Raw genomic sequence first — 15,528 nt, 5'->3', positions numbered from 1 at the left:
TTGATGCGAGTCACATGCTGGGAAACGAATGTTCTCCGCGAGTTCACGCAGAGTTCGCCGCAAACCCGCGAATCGATGGAACGGGACATGAAGGACAGCCGCTGGCACCAGTATCTCTTCGAGCAACACTCGCCCGACCGGCTGCAAACCTGGGCACGCAGCCTGCGCTATTTCCGGTTCTGTCGCGCATACGGCGGTCACGCGAACGACGGCGATCAACTGTTGGTTGCCATCGGGTTCGACGGCGTCGACGATCTGCTGTCCGTCTGCGACGGCCTCGGCATCACGCTCGCTGCACCGGGTGGGCCGGCGCCGGTCACGGGCGTCACCTACACCGGCGCCGAGTGGGCGAAGCTGGCGTTCCCGATCCAGGCCTTTCCACAGTTCGCGCAGCCAGGTTGGGTGCGGTTGGCCGACCACAACGTCCACGTGCACGTCGGCCACGACGTGCGGATCTCAGCGGCCGACGAGGACGAGCGCTACGACGTGACCGAAACTGCCGTCGCAGCGGCCCAACGGATCGAAGGACTCCTCGCGCCGATACAGGGCAGAATCATCGACCCGCCCCAGAACGACCGCAACTGCATCTGCCCGCAGCAGTACCCGGAGTTCTGGGATACCAGCTACTTCCCGCCCTGATTCGCGACAGCCGCAGCACCGGCAGCAGCAGCCTCGGGATCGAGGTAGGTGCCGCCGGGGTTGGTCGGCAACAGATCGTCGTCGAGGTCGTATCGGAGCGGAATACCCGTCGGAATGTTGAGCGCCGCGATGTCGGCGTCCGAGATCCCGTCGAGGTGCTTGACCAACGCGCGCAGCGAGTTGCCGTGTGCCGCAACCAAAACCGTCTTCCCTGCGCGCAATTCGGGCACGATCGTGGACTCCCAATACGGGATCATCCGCTTCACCACGTCGAGAAGGCACTCGGTCGTCGGAACGTCGATACCTGCGTAGCGAGGATCGCCGTCTTGCGCGAATTCGCTGCCGACCTCGATGGGTGGCGGCGGCGTGTCGTAGCTACGGCGCCACAGCATGAACTGCTCGTCGCCGTACTTGTCCTTGGTCTGCGCCTTGTTCAGGCCCTGCAGCGAGCCGTAGTGCCGCTCGTTGAGACGCCAATCGCGTACCACCGGAATCCAATGCCGCTCGGCGACGTCGAGCGCCAGGTTCGCGGTGCTGATCGCGCGTCGCAGCACGGAGGTGAACACGACGTCGGGCAAAACGTCGTTCTCGACGAGCAGTTCGCCGGCGCGCTTGCCTTCGCCGACACCCTTCTCGGTCAGATGCACGTCCACCCAGCCGGTGAACTGGTTCGATGCGTTCCATTCGCTCTCGCCATGGCGGAGCAGCACGAGGGTCCCGATACTCATGGACTTATCCTGACATGCTCGCGTCCACTTATTGCTGCGTGGCCTGCGATCCGTCCACCAGATGCTCGAACGCCTCGAGGTTCTTCAGCGATTCGCCACGCGAGACCCGCCATTTCCATTCTCGCCGAATGGATTCCGCGAAACCGAGTTCCAACAGGGTGTTGAAGTCGCCGTCGGCGGCCTCTAGCACCTGACCGAGAACGCGATCGAGCTCGTCGCCGTTGACCGCATGCGACGACATCCGACCGACCAGGTAGATGTCCCCGCTCCGGTCGATCGTGTAGTGCACGCCGTAGAGCCGACGGTTGCGCCGCAGCAGCCACTTGTGGACGCCGTCGATGTTCTCGTCGGGGTGACGGCAGACGAAGGCTTCGACGCGGACGCCGTGTTTGCCCACCGTCAGCAGGCACGTGGTCTTCAGTTTTCGCTCACCGGGCAGTTCGACGACGAACTGCTTGTCGCCCTTGCGCTCGTACTCGAGTTCGCGCTCACGCAACGCGGCATCGATGGTCTCGGCGACGGATTCGCTCATGCCCGCACTCCCCTACGGATCTTCCACATCCCGCGTGGACGACGCTGCGCGGGAGCCTCGGCTCTGGAATCGCGAATGTCGTAGTCCACAAGCGCCTTTCGATAGCTGGCGAGCAGACCCTCCGCGGTGTGCTCCCAGGAGAAATTGTCGGCATGGTGGTGCGCACGCTCGCCCATCCGAGCGAGTTCGCTGCGATCGGCCAGCATCGATCCGAGCGCCGACGCCCAGTCGTCGGCGCGATGACCCTGGACCAGGATTCCCGTCTCGCCGTTGCGAACCGCCGTGCCCAACCCGCCGACGTCGGCGGCGATCACCGGTGTCCCGCAGGCTTGCGCTTCGATCGCAACCAGACCGAAGGACTCCGAATAGCTGGGTACCGCAACGACATCCGACGCTCGATACACCTCGACCAACCGATCGGGCGGCTGTGGCGGTAGAAACGTGACGCGATCTGCGATGCCCAGGTCGGCCGCAAGCTCGATCAGCGAATCGGGCCGCGCCAACCCCGTCCCCGACGGACCTCCGACCACCAGTACGCGCAACGGCGCATCAGGTCGTCGGGTCAGAATTTCGGCGGCGGCGCGTAGCAGCACATCCGGAGCCTTCAGTGGCTGAATCCGTCCGACGAACGTCACCACCGACTCGAGCGGATCGATGCCGAAGGCAGCGCGTGCCGCAGCCCGATCACCCGGGCGGTAGCGGGCCAGATCGGCACCTGGTGACACGACGTCGATCTTGTCCAGCGGGGCGCCGTATGTCTCGATCAGCTGCTTGGCCTCTTCCGCGGTGTTCGCGATCAGCCGGTCGGCTTCCTCGACAACCTGGCGCTCGCCGATCTCGCGGGCGGCGGGCTCCGGAGTGTCGCCCTCGGCCAACGACGCGTTCTTCACTGCCGCGAGCGTGTGGGCGGTATGTACAAGGGGAACGCCCCAGCGGTCACGGGCGAGCCAGCCGACCTGGCCGGAGAGCCAGTAGTGCGAGTGGATCAGGTCGTAGTGGCCGGGCTGGTTACGCGCCTCTTCGCGGAGCACACCGGCCGCGAAGGCACACAGCTGAGTGGGCAGATCATGTTTGTCGAGGCCCTCGAAAGGCCCCGCGACAACGTTGCGCACCAAGACACCGGGGGCGGCTTCGACCACCGGCTCGTCGGCCGACGAGGTCGCTCGGGTGAATATCTCCACCTCGACACCGCGTTTGGCCATTTGCAGAGCGCTTTGCAGCACGTAGACGTTCATGCCGCCTGCGTCGCCGGTGCCCGGTTGCGCCAGCGGCGAGGTGTGCACCGACAACACGGCTACTCGCGTCAACCGCCTGCTCTGCAATGGGCTCACATCTCCATAGTGCACTGCGTGGAATCACGGTCAGGCGAGTGTGTCGATGAATTCACTCACCTCTGCGACAAACTTCCCCGGATCCTCGATGAACAAACCGTGCTTGGCGCCGTCCCAGTACGACGTGTGGACGTCGGGAATCAGCGCGGCGGCGTGCTCGGACGCGGCGATGTCGACGACGGTGTCGGCGGTGCCGTGCATGAGCAGCGCGGGAACGTCGAGCGTGCGGAGCATGTCGTCGTGATCGGTGGTTCGGACGAACAGCGCCTTGCGAACCCGCGGCGGTGTCGAGAGGCTGGCGCCGAACAGCCGCTGCGCATCGACACCCTTGCCCTCGCCCGAACCGATGTTGGCATCGCCGAACGCCGCGAATGCGCGCACCGCGGTGCCGGGCGACTCGTCGAACACTGCCGGCATTGCCGCCCGCATCGCCGGACCGGTGGTGCCGCCTGCCTTGCCAGGTCCGATTCCGTTGATCGCACTGACGAGGATGATGCCGTCGACCTCCGACGTGCCGTGCTCGGCGAGGTAGTCGCAGATCACCAGTCCGCCGTAGGACCAGCCGAGCAGTACCGCGCCGTCGATCGCGCTTTCGGCGTCGAGGATCGCGGCGATGTCGGCGGCCCAGTTCTCGGGATCGTCGTAGCCGGATTCTGGTGCGCCGGAATAGCCGTGACCGCGAAGGTCGGCGGCGATCACCCGGTACCGGGTCGACAGTTCGTCGACAACCCCAGTGCCCCAACAGGTCAACGATTCCGCCCAGCCGTGCAACAACACCAACGGGCGAGCATCCGGGGGTCCGCTGACCCGATAGACGATCGATGTACCGTCAGCGCTGATTACGTCCCGGATAGTCATGCTGCGCAACGCTACGCGGCTACTAGGCTCGGGAAATATGAACCCAACCGACATCGTCGCGGCCATCCCGTTTGCAGTAGCCACCGGCATCGTGCTGGTCTCGGCGTCGCCCTACGAGGCGGTCGGCACCCTCGAATGGAGCGAAGACCGCACCACGACGGGCGGAGCCATGCACGGCGGCGCGATCATGACGCTCGCCGACACCATCGGAGCCGTCTGCGCGTTTCTCAATCTGCCGGAAGGGTCCTTCACCTCGACCACCAGCTCGAGCACCGTCTTCACCCGGGGCGTTCGGAAAGGCACGGTCACGGCCACGGCGCGACCGATCCACGTCGGACGCTCGACGATCGCAGTTGTCACCGAGGTGCGCGACGGCGATGGCAAGTTGGTAGCGCAGGTGACACAGTCGCAGGCGGTGTTGAAGCAGGGTTAGAACTCGATCGGTTCGACGCGGCACGGTAGGCCTGGCGAATTTGAAAGTCGCCTATCGGCAGTGAACAGTGAAATGCCGAGTCCAGCGGCAAGCGTCACGTAGAGGCTGTCGTAATACGACAGATTGTCTCGCAACCTCCATGCTGAATCGCCGATCGAACCGTGGTGACTGTAGCGATAGTTGATCAAGCGTGGACCGTGGATGCGCGCGACCTCGGCACGTTCGATGTTCAATTTGCCGCTGCCGACCATCTTCCGCAACACGTTGCCGAACTCCGCATCGATCAAATGCGGTGCGTGACAACGTGAATTATCGAGTCGTGCGCGTAGGTCAGCGCCACGCGGTCCAACGTCGAGTGCAGCAAAAATCAAGACGTTCGCGTCGACGACGATGTCCGCGCGACTATCGACGATCGGCATGAATCGCGTCGACAACGAGGTCCGGTGTCAACCAAGAGTGATCGGCACCCACGAGCGACGCCTCGAGATACTCGATGGCCTCACTTTTCGTCGGCGCAAATGCAAAGTCGATGACGACTTCTCGCATGTACGCCTGGATCGACTGTCCGTGAGACTTCGCACGACGACGTATCGCTTCGTACGCGTCCTCGGGTATCTCTCTGATCTGAATTGTCGCCATAGCGCTATTTCAGCGCACTAGCGCTGAATCAGCGCTAGGTTTGTCAGGGCTACGGTCTACTTATGTCGCTGCTCGATCGCTACCGTTCCACCGGCGCCGACCTGCCCTTCGGTGATCCGTTGCGCGCTCACGATGTCGCAATGGAGGGCTACTTCTGGCGGTTCACATTGCCGGAAAGCGGACGGGTGCTGATCGCGCTGATCGGTATCAATCGGGCTGACGACGGGACGTGGTCGACGCTGGGACTCGCGTCGCATCCCAACGGGTTTCTGCGCACCGTCGCGCATCCGGACGGGGTCGCCGATCCAGAAGCGTTGGGCGCCAGTGCAGGTACGGCGTTTCGCGCTTCTGCCGATCGCGTTGTCGTCGACATGGGACCCGACGCGCGACTGGACGTGCAGATATCGGATCCGGTGACATGGTCGCGGCGCTCGTTCGGCGGGTCGAGCGTGTTTCAAGCCGTTCCTGCACTCAATCAGTACTGGCATCCGTGGCTGCTCGGCGCAACGGTGCGCGGGACGGCGACCGTCGGCGACGAGGAATGGAACCTCGACGGCGCCCAGATTTACGCCGAAAAGAACTGGGGCAAAGGCGGATTCCCGGAATCGTGGTGGTGGGGCCAGGCGCAGGGCTTCGCCGAACCCGAGGCCTGTGTCGCCTTTGCTGGCGGCCAGGTAACGGCCGGTCCACTTCGCACCGAAGTGACGGCAGTGGTGGCGCGACTGCCCGACGGCAAGCTGATCAGGCTCGGCAACCCGGGCGTTTCGGCGGTGCGGGCCAAGGTGAGCGACGAGAAGTGGTCGTTGCACGGACGCAGTGCGCAGTACGAATTGAGATCGAGGGAAACTCGCCGCTCGGCGCCGCACACGTCCTGCCGGTGCCGTTACCCGACGAGCGTCGTAACGTCCCCGGTGCGATCGAACACCTTGCGGGACATATGAACGTCGTCGTACGTCATCGCGCCAAGATCATCTGGAGCGGCGAAACCGATCTTGCCGCCCTCGAGCACGGCAGCATCGATCGTGCCAGAGCAGAAGTCACCCGACGAGGCGGAGCACCGGACGCAACCGATGCCCGCCCCCATTCGGGGTGAATGTACCTTTCGTTCGATCTGACCGAACGAAAGGTACATTCACCCAGGGTGGTCAGCCGAGCGCGCGCCGCATCGACGGCAGCGGATCGGCGTAGATCGCACTCAACGACGTCACACCGGCAGCGAATTCCTGCACCCGCTTACCGAAGCCGCTGACGCGAACGTCCTTGCGCGCCAGGGTCGACGTCGCCGCAAACGCCTCCGCTACGTGCGGAATGCCCGCCGGATATTCGGTGAACGCCTGACCGCCCAAGATCACCCGATCGGGGTTGAACAGGTCACGCAGCATCGCGACCGTTCGCCCCAGCACCTGCGCCCGCTCGACCAGAAGATCATGCGCCGCAACCGAACCCGAGCTTGCTGCGGTGTACAGGCTGGCAACGGTCGGACGATCGACGATACCGAGTCGTACGGCCCGTGCGGCGACACCCCGATCGCTGATCGTCGCTTCCAAGCAACCACGCTGCCCGCATTCGCAGATCACGTCCGAGCCGGTCGGTAGATGCGCGACCGATCCCGGACCGTTGTTGGGTGTGTGCACTCGGCCGTCGATGGTCAGGGCAACGCCCGCCGTCTCTCGAGCGTAGAAGTACAGGCTGGTGCCCGACGTCTGTCGATCCTCGGAAATTTTTGGCGCAAGCAACAATTCGGATGCTGCCATCGCCTCGACGTGCGCCGAGACCGACACCGGCAGCCCGAGTGCTTCGCCGACGATCGAACCGACTCGCGCACCGGTCCAACCGAGGCGCGGATGATCGACGACGCCCGACGCCGCGTCCACGCGGCCGCCCAGCGCGACGCCCACCCACAGGGGCTGACGCCGGTGCCATCGCGCGGTGAACGCACGCGCACTGCGGGCGATCGATCCCAACGCCGCGTTCTGATCTCCTTGCGGCGTAGGGATTTCCACGCCGCCGAGGATGCGGCCGCGTAGATCGCTGGCGATGACGCTGGTGACGACGGCGCCGATATGAATACCCACCGTTAGGTACAACTCGTGGTTGACCTCGAACGGAACACGCGGCCGGCCGATCGCACCCGAGGCGGTGAGGTCGGCCCGTTCCCGCAGCAGTCCCGCTCCAAGCAGGACTGCTACCTGGCGATTGACGGTCGCGATACTCAAACCGGTATCGCGGGAGGCCGCGTCACGCGAAATCGGACCCTGACCGGACGCAGCGCGCAAGACAGCGGCGGCTGGGTTGTCAGCGATCCGCAATTCCGGTGCGACTACCTGAACACGGTTAGGGGAAGGGCGAGAAAGTACTTGCGGGGAAGCGAATGTCGCTGTTGACATGATGTTCCTTGCTTGGGTCCCGAACGCACGGGACTATGTCTTTGCGGTAGGCAGACAGCACTGGACCAGCGCAAATATCGGCGGGCAGTGCCGACGGCATCCGAATTGCGGGCGCGTGTCAGCTGCAGAGGCAGCGACAGGAACAACACAATTCCCGCGCAAGAGGCAGCCGCGAACCCAGCGCAGCGGTCACATAGGTGACCCGCAGCGCGGACGACTGGCCGGTAGACATAGCGCCAAAGTTAGCACCCTGGCGGATTTTGTCCAATCGCAGGGGCGAGCGAAGCGGCGGGGGAATGACGCAGCGATTGGGATCACAGTGACAGAAAGCATTTCGCGCAGTCCGAACGGCTGCTTTCGTCGGAGGCGTCGAATTTCCAATCCTCTTCTGCGCGAAAGGCACCCATGTCCATCGATTTCGCCCCCAGCTCCCAAACCGTCCCCGCGCGCACAGCCTCGGTCGTCAAACTCGGCGCCAATATCGGCGCACGGATCGACGGCGTGCGACTCGGCGGTGACCTCGATCCGGCAACGATCTCGCTGATCCGCAAGGCTCTGCTCGAAAACAAGGTGATCTTCTTCCGCGGCCAGGATCACCTGGACGACGACTCGCAGCATGAGTTCGCCGAACTCCTCGGCTCTCCCACCACCCCGCATCCCACCGTCACCTCGCGCGGCGTGAAGACCTTGGCGATCGATTCCGACTACGGCAAGGCCAACAGCTGGCACACCGACGTCACGTTCGTCGACCGCATCCCGAAGGCGTCGATCCTGCGCGCCGTGTCCCTGCCGGAATACGGCGGCTCCACCACCTGGGCGTCGACGACGGCCGCCTACGAAGCCCTCCCCACGCCCCTGAAGCACCTGGTGGAGAACCTGTGGGCCGTGCACTCCAACCGCTACGACTACGCCGCTGCCAGCGCCGACGCGATCAACGACGAGAAAAGCAAGGAATACCGCGCCGAGTTCGAGTCCACCGAGTTCGAAACCGAGCACCCCGTCGTCCGCGTGCACCCCGAGACCGGCGAGCGCACGCTGCTGCTCGGCCATTTCGTCAAGCAGTTCGTCGGGCTGAGTTCCAAAGAGTCGCAGATCCTGTTCAACCTGCTGCAGGATCGCGTGACCAAATTGGAGAACACGGCACGCTGGAACTGGCAGGCAGGCGACGTCGCGATCTGGGACAACCGCGCAACGCAGCACTACGCCGTCGCCGACTACGACGATCAGTACCGTCGCCTCAACCGCATCACCCTTGCCGGCGATGTGCCCGTGAACGTCCGCGGCGAGCGCAGTCGAGTGGTCACCGGTGACGCCGAGCACTACTCCGTCATCGACGAGCCCGTCGCCAGCTGATCCCCTCGCCCGCTGATCACGAGCAACAGGTGGCGAAATCCGCGAGAACTGCCACCAATTGCTCGTGATCAGCGGGGCAACCGGGCACCCTAGGATCGAACCCATGACTACACAGCGCACAGCAGTTGTCACAGGTGCCAGCTCGGGGATCGGTGAAGCAGCGGCACGCACACTCGCCGCTGCCGGCTATCACGTGTTCGTCGGCGCTCGTCGCCTGGACCGACTCGAAAAGCTGGCCGACGAGATCGGCGGTACCGCACTGGAACTCGACGTCACCGACGAGGATTCGGTCGATGCGTTCACCGCCGTCATCCCCCGCGTCGATGTCCTGGTCAACAACGCCGGTGGCGCGAAAGGCCTTGCGCCCATTGCCGAAGCCGACCTCGACGACTGGCAGTGGATGTGGGAGACCAATGTTCTCGGCACGCTGCGGATCACGAAGGCGTTGCTGCCGAAGCTGATCGAGTCCGGCGACGGCCTCATCGTCACCATCACCTCGGTCGCCGCGTTGGGCCCCTACGACAACGGCGCGGGCTACACCGCGGCCAAGCACGGTCAGGCGATGGTGCACCGCACACTGCGGGGCGAGCTGCTGGGCAAGCCGGTACGACTCACCGAAATTGCCCCTGGCGCAGTGGAAACCGAATTTTCGCTGGTGCGCTTCCACGGCGACGCGGAGAAGGCCGCGAAGGTCTACGACGGCATCGATCCACTCCTCGCCGACGACATTGCGGAGATCATCGGCTTCGTCGCATCCCGGCCGCCGCACGTGAACCTCGACCAGATCATCGTCCGACCCCGCGATCAGGGTGCGGTGCCGGGGCAGTTCAGTCGTCGGTCGTAGTCGACAACTTGTCGAAGATGCTGATCGACATGCCGTAGGGCAGGAAGCGAACCTGGCGGCGACTGTCAGTGTTGTCGCGGTGTGCCCGCAGTGCGTCGAGTTCGGTGGCGAAGACTTGATCCGCGCGAGCGACACCGTCGTCGTCGACGATGAAGATCGCCCAGACCCCGTCGCCCTTCTGACCCGTGGTCTCCTGCTCGGGTGCAGGCGGGGCCGACGGTCGAGGTGTTGCGCCGCGCGCGAAGTCGGCAAACAGGTTCGACCAGCCTGCGGACTTTCCGGGTTCGACGAACTTGTTGAGCCCCTCCACCAACTCGCGGACACCGTCGCCGGCCTCGCGCATCACACGCTCGATGTCTTCGGGATCGAACCCGAACGGTCCATTCGCGGCCATTGCTGCTCCTGACGGCTCGATCGCCACGCCGCTCGCCGACGGGCACCTCTCCAGTGTGGGCATTGTCGGCGCATTGCGCCATGAGCGGTTGTTGTCGGTGACCTATGGAAAGCTCGCAACCATGTGGCCCACCGAATGGCCGGCGATTCCCCGCAAGATCGCCGACGCGACCGACGACGCGCTGACTGCGGTCCGCGGCACCGACTCGTCGGCTCTGAGCGACGCGCTCGACGACCTCGCGAAGTTGCCGAATCCGCAGGTCAGCGGTGTGCACGCCGGGATCGTGCGAGAACTGCTCGAGACTCTGCATCCCGACGGCCTCACCAGTGACGACGTTCATGCCGTGCTGGAACGCACCGCCCGCGGCGCGATCGGCTGGCTACCGCACCTCGACGTGTCCGCTGTCGCAGACGTGCTCACCGGCGCACTCGGGGTTTCCGATCCCGACGACGAGACGCCCAAGCGGGCTCGCACGGCTTACCTGCAGGCAGCCGTGCTGGTCATTGCCGATCTCGCGGCGACGGCGCACATCCCGACAACGGACTACATCAAGCGCGCCATCGCCGAGATCGCCAGAGCCGAAACTGTCGAAATGCCCTGACGCTATAGCGAGATGCCCACGGTGACCGGCTCCGGCTCCAACATGACCCCGAACGATCCGTGCACACCGTCGCGTACCGCTCGCGCGAGCCGCACCAGGTCGGTGGCCGTTGCGGAGCCACGGTTGGTCAGCGCCAGCGTGTGCTTGGTGGAGAGTCGAGCAGCGGCATCGGCGTCGGGATAGCCCTTCCCGAAACCGGCCTGCTCGATCAACCAACCAGCCGACAATTTGACACCGTTGGTCCCCGGAAACTGCGGCACCGCAACATCACCCAGCTTGCCTGCGATGGTGTCGAGCACCCCCGGGAGGCTGCTCTCCGACACGATCGGATTGGTGAAGAACGAGCCGGCGCTCCAGGTGTCGTGGTCGGTGGCGTCGAGCACCATGCCCTTACCGCTGCGCAATCGGAGCACGGCGTCGCGGACCGCCGCCGCAGGCCTGCTCTCGCCTTCCGCGGCGCCCAACGCATTCACCAATTCGCGATAGCGCAGCGGCGCACTGGAACCGTCCGAGCGAAGGGCGAATTCGGCGCCGAGGACCAAGGCGTGGTCGGAGTGTTTGAGCACGCTGGTTCGGTAGTCGAGACCGAGCGCGTCCGGTTCCACCCAGTACACGTCCCCGCTTCGCCGATCCAACAGACTCACCCGACGCAGCAGCCCTGAGATCTCGACTCCGTAGGCGCCGACGTTCTGGACCGGTGTCGCACCCGTCGAACCCGGAATTCCGGAGAGGCATTCCAGGCCGCCGAAGCCTGCGATGACGGTCGCGGCGACCACGGCATCCCATTCCGCACCGGCCTCGGCGTACACGGCGTCGTCGCCGATCTGCACGCCCGCGTTGGCAACCCGGACGACGACGCCGTCGAATCCGGCATCGGAAATCAACAGATTCGATCCACCGGCGACGATCAAGGTCGGCACCTGCGCCGCATCGAGCGCGCGCACGGTGTCGACCAGAGTTTGCGTCGATTCGCACTCCGCGAGAACCGCCGCGGGACCGCCGACGCGCAGCGTGGTGAGGCCGGCGAGCGGGACGGAGTCGGAGAGTCGGGCGCCCGCCGCGATCAGCTGGTCGCGTACTCGTGGATTCAGCACGCCACAGACGGTAGCGTGCCGCACATGGCAAGCCGCATCGAGCATTCCGCTCGCTACTCGAAGTCCGTTGACGCCGTGCACGCCGCTTTCACCAGCGAGCAGTACTGGAAGGACCGTATGGCCGAGATCGGCGGGCCGGGTGGACAATTGCTGGGCATCGAGACGGCAAACGGCACCACCACCGTCAATTTGCAGCAGAGCATCGCCGCCGACAAACTCCCGGGCGTGGTGACCGCGGTGCGCCCGGGCGACCTGGTGATCAAGCGTTCCGAGTCGTGGGGGCCGGTCACGAACGGCACCACCAACGGAACATTCACCGCCGCTGTCGACGGGGCACCGGCCAAGATCGGTGGCACGGTCACCGTCACCAACGACGGCACCGGTTCGGTTGCGAAGGTCGACGGTGAGGTCGAGGTCAAGATTCCACTGTTCGGCGGAAAGATCGAGAGCGTCATCGCCGAACAGCTGGGCAGGCTCCTCGACAGCGAGGACGCCTTCACCGAGCAGTGGCTCGACGCCAAACCTTAGGCACACGTTCGGTTCTGCCTGCCCCGACCGGTAGCCTTGACCGTCATGGCTCGCCGAATCGACTACTCAGCCCGCTACCAGTACACCGTTCCCCAGGTGTACGCGGCGATGACCGATCCCGACTACTGGGAAGCGCGCGTCGAGGAGATGCGGCAGTACTCGCCCAACCACGTGGAGAACTTCCATGCGGACGACAACGGCATCGAGATCGAGCTGCACCACATCCTGCCCCGCACCGAACTGCCCGAAATCGCACAGACGGTGATCCGCAAGGACATGGTGATCACCCGCAAGGAGAGCTACTCGGCGCTGGGCGACGAGGTCACGGGTAAGTGGGATGCATCCATTCCCGCAGGTCCAGGCAGTCTCGGCGGCACCGTGCGCCTCTTTTCGACGGATACCGGTTGCACACTGCGCACGTCGTCGGAGGCCAAGGTGTACATCCCGATGGTCGGGCCGAAGCTGGAGCAGCTGATGCTGGTGAACCTGATCGACCTGTTCCGCGCCGAGGCCGCCGCGACCGTGGCATGGCTCGAGAAAAACCCGCCGAGCGCCTGACCGCACATGCCGCCGCCCCCTCCGCGTGGGGTGATCACCCGCGGCACCACCGGCATCAATCGACTGCGTCGCAGTGATCGCTGGCTGATCCACGACCCACTCGTCCAGGAAACGCTCATCGCCGCACCCGATCCCCTGGTCGTCGACCTCGGCTACGGCGCCAGTCCCACCACCACCCTGGAACTGGCGTCGCGGTTGCGCACCGTCCGGGCCGACATCCGCGTCGTCGGCCTCGAGATCGATCCTGCTCGGGTGGTTCCAGGCCGCGACGGCGTCACGTTCGCGCGCGGCGGATTCGAGCTGGCAGGGCTGTCGCCGGTGCTGGTCCGCGCTTTCAACGTACTGCGGCAGTACCCGGAAGAGGCGGTGTCCGACGCGTGGGCAACCATCGCGTCGGGGCTGGCACCGGGCGGGCTGATCGTCGACGGGACGTGCGACGAACTCGGGCGCCGCTGCGCGTGGGTGCTACTCGACGCGGCCGGCCCATTGTCGTTGACGCTGGCATGGGATCCGTTCACCACCGATCGGCCGTCGGATGTGGCCGAGCGACTGCCGAAGGCGCTCATCCACCGCAACGTTGCGGGAGAACCAGTGCACGACCTGCTGGTCGCCGCCGATCGCGCCTGGGCGAGCGCCGCGCCGCTGTCCCCGTTCGGGCCGCGCGTGCGGTGGCGTGCCACGCTCGCGGCGCTGGACAAGCAGGGCATTCCGGTATGGCTGTATCGGCGGCGCATGCGTGATTGCGTGCTGTCGGTGCCCTGGAGTGTGGTGGCACCGAACGGGTTCTAGCCTGGACACATGCGGTCAACTTTGCTGTCCCGGCGCGACATCGATTTCCTGCTCTACGAATGGCTGCACGTCGACCGTCTGGTCGAGCGCGAGCGGTTCGCCGACCACTCCAAAGAGACCTTCGACGGCGTTCTCGATCTGTGCGAGCAAGTGGCGACCAAGTACTTCGCCCCGCACAACAAGAAGAACGACGCCAACGAACCCACCTTCGACGGCACCACCGTGACCATCATCCCGGAGGTCAAGGAGGCCATCGACGCGTTCTCTCGCGCCGATCTTGTGGGCCTGTCGATGGACAGCGCCATCGGCGGTTCGCAGCTCCCTGCAACCGTCAGCGCAGCGGGCTTCGCGTGGATTCAGGCCGCCAACGTCGGCAGTGCCGCATATCCGTTCCTGACTGTCGGTAACGCCAATCTTCTTGCCGCCCATGGCAACGCAGAACTTGTCGATACCTACGTCAAGCCGATGATCGCGGGCCGATTCCACGGCACCATGTGCCTGTCGGAACCGCAGGCGGGTTCGTCGTTGGCGGACATCACCACTCGCGCGGAGCCGCAGGACGACGGCACCTACCGGATCGTCGGATCCAAGATGTGGATCTCGGGTGGCGATCACGAGCTCGGCGAGAACATCGTGCATCTGGTGTTGGCGAAGGTCGTCGGCGGACCTGTTGGTACCAAAGGGATTTCGCTGTTCGTCGTGCCGAAGTACCTGGTGAACGCGGACGGCAGCATCGGTGACCGCAACGACGTGCTGCTCGCCGGGTTGAACCACAAGATGGGCTACCGCGGTGCCGTGAACACGGTGCTGAGTTTCGACGGTGCGACGGGCTATCTGATCGGCGAGGAAAACCGCGGGCTCACCTACATGTTCCACATGATGAACGAGGCTCGACTCGGCGTGGGGCTCGGCGCGACCGCGCTCGGCTACACCGGATACCTGAAGTCGTTGGAGTATGCGCGCGGCCGCGAACAGGGTAGGCCGGTGGCGGCGAAGGATCCGGCCGCCGCGCAGGTGCCGATCGTCGAACATCCCGATGTGCGGCGAATGTTGTTGGCGCAGAAGTCGTACGTCGAGGGCGCACTTGCGCTGAACCTCTATTGCAACCGCCTTGTCGACCTGCAGAAGACCGCGACGACGCCCGACGAACGCGCATCCTTGACACTGCTGTTGGACACGTTGACGCCGATCGCGAAGAGCTGGCCATCGCAGTGGTGTCTGGAGGCGAACAGCTTCGCGATTCAGATTCACGGCGGTTACGGCTACACCCGCGAATACGACGTGGAGCAGCATTACCGCGACAATCGACTCAACCCGATACACGAAGGCACGCACGGCATTCAGGGGCTGGACCTGCTGGGCCGCAAGGTGGTCGTGCAGGGTGGCGCCGGTCTCGCTGCCATTGCGGGCGAAGTCACCAAGACCGTCGTCGCCGCAGGCGAACTGGGCGGCGAGCCGGCCGATCTTGCGACACAGCTGGATTCGACGTGGCAGCGCATCGTATCGGTGACAGCCGCCATGTTCGGTTCCGGCGACATCGAGGCCGCACTCGCCAACAGTTCGGTCTATCTGGAAGCGTTCGGTCACGCTGTCCTCGCCTGGATCTGGCTGGAGCAGTTGGTGGCCGCCGATGGCAAGTCCGGCGACTTCTACGACGGAAAACGCCAGGCGGGCAGGTACTTCTACCGCTTCGAGCTGCCAAGGACGGCACCACAGCTGGACCTGCTGGAAAGCCTCGATCGCACGACGTTGGAGATGCAGGACGCCTGGTTCTGAACCGTGCGTGATTTTCGGTGCCCTGACACCCAAATTCACGCACG

General features: G+C 64.9%; 18 protein-coding genes and 1 pseudogene. 10 read left to right on the top strand and 9 right to left on the bottom strand.

Annotation, left to right across the window (positions count from 1 at the left end; all coding sequences use genetic code 11):
- Window positions 1-87: 87 nt before the first annotated feature.
- Window positions 88-639: a hypothetical protein gene (locus FOY51_RS15340; RefSeq protein ID WP_149431100.1), complete on the top strand. Its 552-nt coding sequence runs from the start codon at window positions 88-90 to the stop codon at window positions 637-639.
- Here the strand turns inward: FOY51_RS15340 and FOY51_RS15335 are convergent.
- Genes FOY51_RS15335 through FOY51_RS15320 form a run of 4 tightly spaced genes read right to left on the bottom strand, consistent with a single transcriptional unit; the run spans window position 624 to window position 4,088 of the window.
- Window positions 624-1,367 carry a phosphoglyceromutase gene (locus tag FOY51_RS15335; RefSeq protein ID WP_149431099.1) on the bottom strand — a complete coding sequence of 248 codons (744 nt, stop codon included), beginning with the start codon at window positions 1,365-1,367 and terminating at the stop codon, window positions 624-626. The two genes, FOY51_RS15340 and FOY51_RS15335, sit on opposite strands and share 16 nt — an antisense overlap.
- 28 nt (window positions 1,368-1,395) lie before the next feature.
- Window positions 1,396-1,899 (bottom strand): type III secretion system chaperone family protein, encoded by a 504-nt coding sequence (locus FOY51_RS15330; RefSeq protein WP_149431098.1) that lies wholly within the window; start codon window positions 1,897-1,899, stop codon window positions 1,396-1,398.
- On the bottom strand, window positions 1,896-3,230 hold the full coding sequence (mshA, locus tag FOY51_RS15325) for a D-inositol-3-phosphate glycosyltransferase (RefSeq protein WP_149431097.1): 1,335 nt from the start codon (window positions 3,228-3,230) through the stop codon (window positions 1,896-1,898). Before mshA ends, FOY51_RS15330 begins: the two co-directional genes overlap by 4 nt.
- 30 nt (window positions 3,231-3,260) lie before the next feature.
- Window positions 3,261-4,088, bottom strand: a complete 828-nt coding sequence (locus FOY51_RS15320; RefSeq protein WP_149431096.1) for an alpha/beta fold hydrolase — start codon at window positions 4,086-4,088, stop codon at window positions 3,261-3,263.
- Between the two features lie 37 nt (window positions 4,089-4,125).
- Between FOY51_RS15320 and FOY51_RS15315 the strand changes: the two genes are divergently transcribed.
- The gene (locus FOY51_RS15315) at window positions 4,126-4,521 is read left to right on the top strand and encodes a PaaI family thioesterase (RefSeq protein WP_149431095.1); all 396 of its coding nucleotides are present in this window, start codon (window positions 4,126-4,128) and stop codon (window positions 4,519-4,521) included.
- Here the strand turns inward: FOY51_RS15315 and FOY51_RS15310 are convergent.
- Together FOY51_RS15310 and FOY51_RS15305 are read right to left on the bottom strand one after the other, a co-directional pair.
- Window positions 4,518-4,940 carry a type II toxin-antitoxin system VapC family toxin gene (locus tag FOY51_RS15310; protein ID WP_149431094.1) on the bottom strand — a complete coding sequence of 141 codons (423 nt, stop codon included), beginning with the start codon at window positions 4,938-4,940 and terminating at the stop codon, window positions 4,518-4,520. The genes FOY51_RS15315 and FOY51_RS15310 overlap by 4 nt on opposite strands.
- The gene (locus tag FOY51_RS15305) at window positions 4,924-5,160 is read right to left on the bottom strand and encodes a FitA-like ribbon-helix-helix domain-containing protein (RefSeq protein ID WP_149431093.1); all 237 of its coding nucleotides are present in this window, start codon (window positions 5,158-5,160) and stop codon (window positions 4,924-4,926) included. Before FOY51_RS15305 ends, FOY51_RS15310 begins: the two co-directional genes overlap by 17 nt.
- 62 nt (window positions 5,161-5,222) lie before the next feature.
- On the opposite strand from FOY51_RS15305, the pseudogene FOY51_RS15300 reads away from it, so the two are divergent.
- A pseudogene (locus FOY51_RS15300) lies at window positions 5,223-6,253 on the top strand (tocopherol cyclase family protein).
- Between the two features lie 52 nt (window positions 6,254-6,305).
- On the opposite strand, the gene FOY51_RS15295 reads toward FOY51_RS15300, so the two are convergent.
- Window positions 6,306-7,547 carry an ROK family transcriptional regulator gene (locus tag FOY51_RS15295; RefSeq protein WP_149431092.1) on the bottom strand — a complete coding sequence of 414 codons (1,242 nt, stop codon included), beginning with the start codon at window positions 7,545-7,547 and terminating at the stop codon, window positions 6,306-6,308.
- Window positions 7,548-7,952: 405 nt separating this feature from the next.
- Between FOY51_RS15295 and FOY51_RS15290 the strand changes: the two genes are divergently transcribed.
- Together FOY51_RS15290 and FOY51_RS15285 are read left to right on the top strand one after the other, a co-directional pair.
- Window positions 7,953-8,900, top strand: a complete 948-nt coding sequence (locus tag FOY51_RS15290; RefSeq protein WP_149431091.1) for a TauD/TfdA dioxygenase family protein — start codon at window positions 7,953-7,955, stop codon at window positions 8,898-8,900.
- Window positions 8,901-9,003: 103 nt separating this feature from the next.
- Window positions 9,004-9,744: an SDR family NAD(P)-dependent oxidoreductase gene (locus FOY51_RS15285; protein WP_149431090.1), complete on the top strand. Its 741-nt coding sequence runs from the start codon at window positions 9,004-9,006 to the stop codon at window positions 9,742-9,744.
- Here the strand turns inward: FOY51_RS15285 and FOY51_RS15280 are convergent.
- Window positions 9,728-10,138 carry an Rv0313 family protein gene (locus FOY51_RS15280; protein WP_149431089.1) on the bottom strand — a complete coding sequence of 137 codons (411 nt, stop codon included), beginning with the start codon at window positions 10,136-10,138 and terminating at the stop codon, window positions 9,728-9,730. The two genes, FOY51_RS15285 and FOY51_RS15280, sit on opposite strands and share 17 nt — an antisense overlap.
- A gap of 121 nt (window positions 10,139-10,259) precedes the next feature.
- Between FOY51_RS15280 and FOY51_RS15275 the strand changes: the two genes are divergently transcribed.
- On the top strand, window positions 10,260-10,739 hold the full coding sequence (locus FOY51_RS15275; protein WP_149431164.1) for a hypothetical protein: 480 nt from the start codon (window positions 10,260-10,262) through the stop codon (window positions 10,737-10,739).
- A 2-nt stretch (window positions 10,740-10,741) separates the two neighbouring features.
- On the opposite strand, the gene FOY51_RS15270 is transcribed toward FOY51_RS15275, so the two are convergent.
- The gene (locus tag FOY51_RS15270) at window positions 10,742-11,833 is read right to left on the bottom strand and encodes a UDP-N-acetylmuramate dehydrogenase (RefSeq protein WP_149431088.1); all 1,092 of its coding nucleotides are present in this window, start codon (window positions 11,831-11,833) and stop codon (window positions 10,742-10,744) included.
- A 24-nt stretch (window positions 11,834-11,857) separates the two neighbouring features.
- On the opposite strand from FOY51_RS15270, the gene FOY51_RS15265 reads away from it, so the two are divergent.
- Genes FOY51_RS15265 through FOY51_RS15250 form a run of 4 tightly spaced genes read left to right on the top strand, consistent with a single transcriptional unit; the run spans window position 11,858 to window position 15,484 of the window.
- On the top strand, window positions 11,858-12,361 hold the full coding sequence (locus tag FOY51_RS15265) for a DUF2505 domain-containing protein (protein WP_149431087.1): 504 nt from the start codon (window positions 11,858-11,860) through the stop codon (window positions 12,359-12,361).
- A gap of 45 nt (window positions 12,362-12,406) precedes the next feature.
- On the top strand, window positions 12,407-12,919 hold the full coding sequence (locus FOY51_RS15260) for a DUF2505 domain-containing protein (protein WP_149431086.1): 513 nt from the start codon (window positions 12,407-12,409) through the stop codon (window positions 12,917-12,919).
- Between the two features lie 6 nt (window positions 12,920-12,925).
- Window positions 12,926-13,708: a class I SAM-dependent methyltransferase gene (locus FOY51_RS15255; protein ID WP_149431085.1), complete on the top strand. Its 783-nt coding sequence runs from the start codon at window positions 12,926-12,928 to the stop codon at window positions 13,706-13,708.
- A gap of 9 nt (window positions 13,709-13,717) precedes the next feature.
- The gene (locus FOY51_RS15250; protein WP_149431084.1) at window positions 13,718-15,484 is read left to right on the top strand and encodes an acyl-CoA dehydrogenase; all 1,767 of its coding nucleotides are present in this window, start codon (window positions 13,718-13,720) and stop codon (window positions 15,482-15,484) included.
- Window positions 15,485-15,528: the final 44 nt, after the last annotated feature.

The organism is Antrihabitans cavernicola (assembly GCF_008297975.1).
In the GTDB taxonomy this organism is placed as follows: Bacteria; Actinomycetota; Actinomycetes; order Mycobacteriales; family Mycobacteriaceae; genus Antrihabitans; species Antrihabitans cavernicola.
The sequence above is the reverse complement of the archived record's forward strand: the minus strand, read 5'-3'. Positions and strand labels throughout refer to the sequence as shown.

Coding starts and splice junctions, on each gene's coding strand:
- FOY51_RS15275 (WP_149431164.1), top strand. CDS start 10,260: ATGTGGCCCACCGAATGGCCGGCGATTCCCCGCAAGATCGCCGACGCG.
- FOY51_RS15260 (WP_149431086.1), top strand. CDS start 12,407: ATGGCTCGCCGAATCGACTACTCAGCCCGCTACCAGTACACCGTTCCC.
- FOY51_RS15330 (WP_149431098.1), bottom strand. CDS start 1,899: ATGAGCGAATCCGTCGCCGAGACCATCGATGCCGCGTTGCGTGAGCGC.
- FOY51_RS15315 (WP_149431095.1), top strand. CDS start 4,126: ATGAACCCAACCGACATCGTCGCGGCCATCCCGTTTGCAGTAGCCACC.
- FOY51_RS15305 (WP_149431093.1), bottom strand. CDS start 5,160: ATGGCGACAATTCAGATCAGAGAGATACCCGAGGACGCGTACGAAGCG.
- FOY51_RS15320 (WP_149431096.1), bottom strand. CDS start 4,088: ATGACTATCCGGGACGTAATCAGCGCTGACGGTACATCGATCGTCTAT.
- FOY51_RS15265 (WP_149431087.1), top strand. CDS start 11,858: ATGGCAAGCCGCATCGAGCATTCCGCTCGCTACTCGAAGTCCGTTGAC.
- FOY51_RS15250 (WP_149431084.1), top strand. CDS start 13,718: ATGCGGTCAACTTTGCTGTCCCGGCGCGACATCGATTTCCTGCTCTAC.
- FOY51_RS15255 (WP_149431085.1), top strand. CDS start 12,926: ATGCCGCCGCCCCCTCCGCGTGGGGTGATCACCCGCGGCACCACCGGC.
- FOY51_RS15295 (WP_149431092.1), bottom strand. CDS start 7,547: ATGTCAACAGCGACATTCGCTTCCCCGCAAGTACTTTCTCGCCCTTCC.
- FOY51_RS15285 (WP_149431090.1), top strand. CDS start 9,004: ATGACTACACAGCGCACAGCAGTTGTCACAGGTGCCAGCTCGGGGATC.
- FOY51_RS15335 (WP_149431099.1), bottom strand. CDS start 1,367: ATGAGTATCGGGACCCTCGTGCTGCTCCGCCATGGCGAGAGCGAATGG.
- FOY51_RS15340 (WP_149431100.1), top strand. CDS start 88: ATGAAGGACAGCCGCTGGCACCAGTATCTCTTCGAGCAACACTCGCCC.
- FOY51_RS15280 (WP_149431089.1), bottom strand. CDS start 10,138: ATGGCCGCGAATGGACCGTTCGGGTTCGATCCCGAAGACATCGAGCGT.
- FOY51_RS15290 (WP_149431091.1), top strand. CDS start 7,953: ATGTCCATCGATTTCGCCCCCAGCTCCCAAACCGTCCCCGCGCGCACA.
- FOY51_RS15310 (WP_149431094.1), bottom strand. CDS start 4,940: ATGCCGATCGTCGATAGTCGCGCGGACATCGTCGTCGACGCGAACGTC.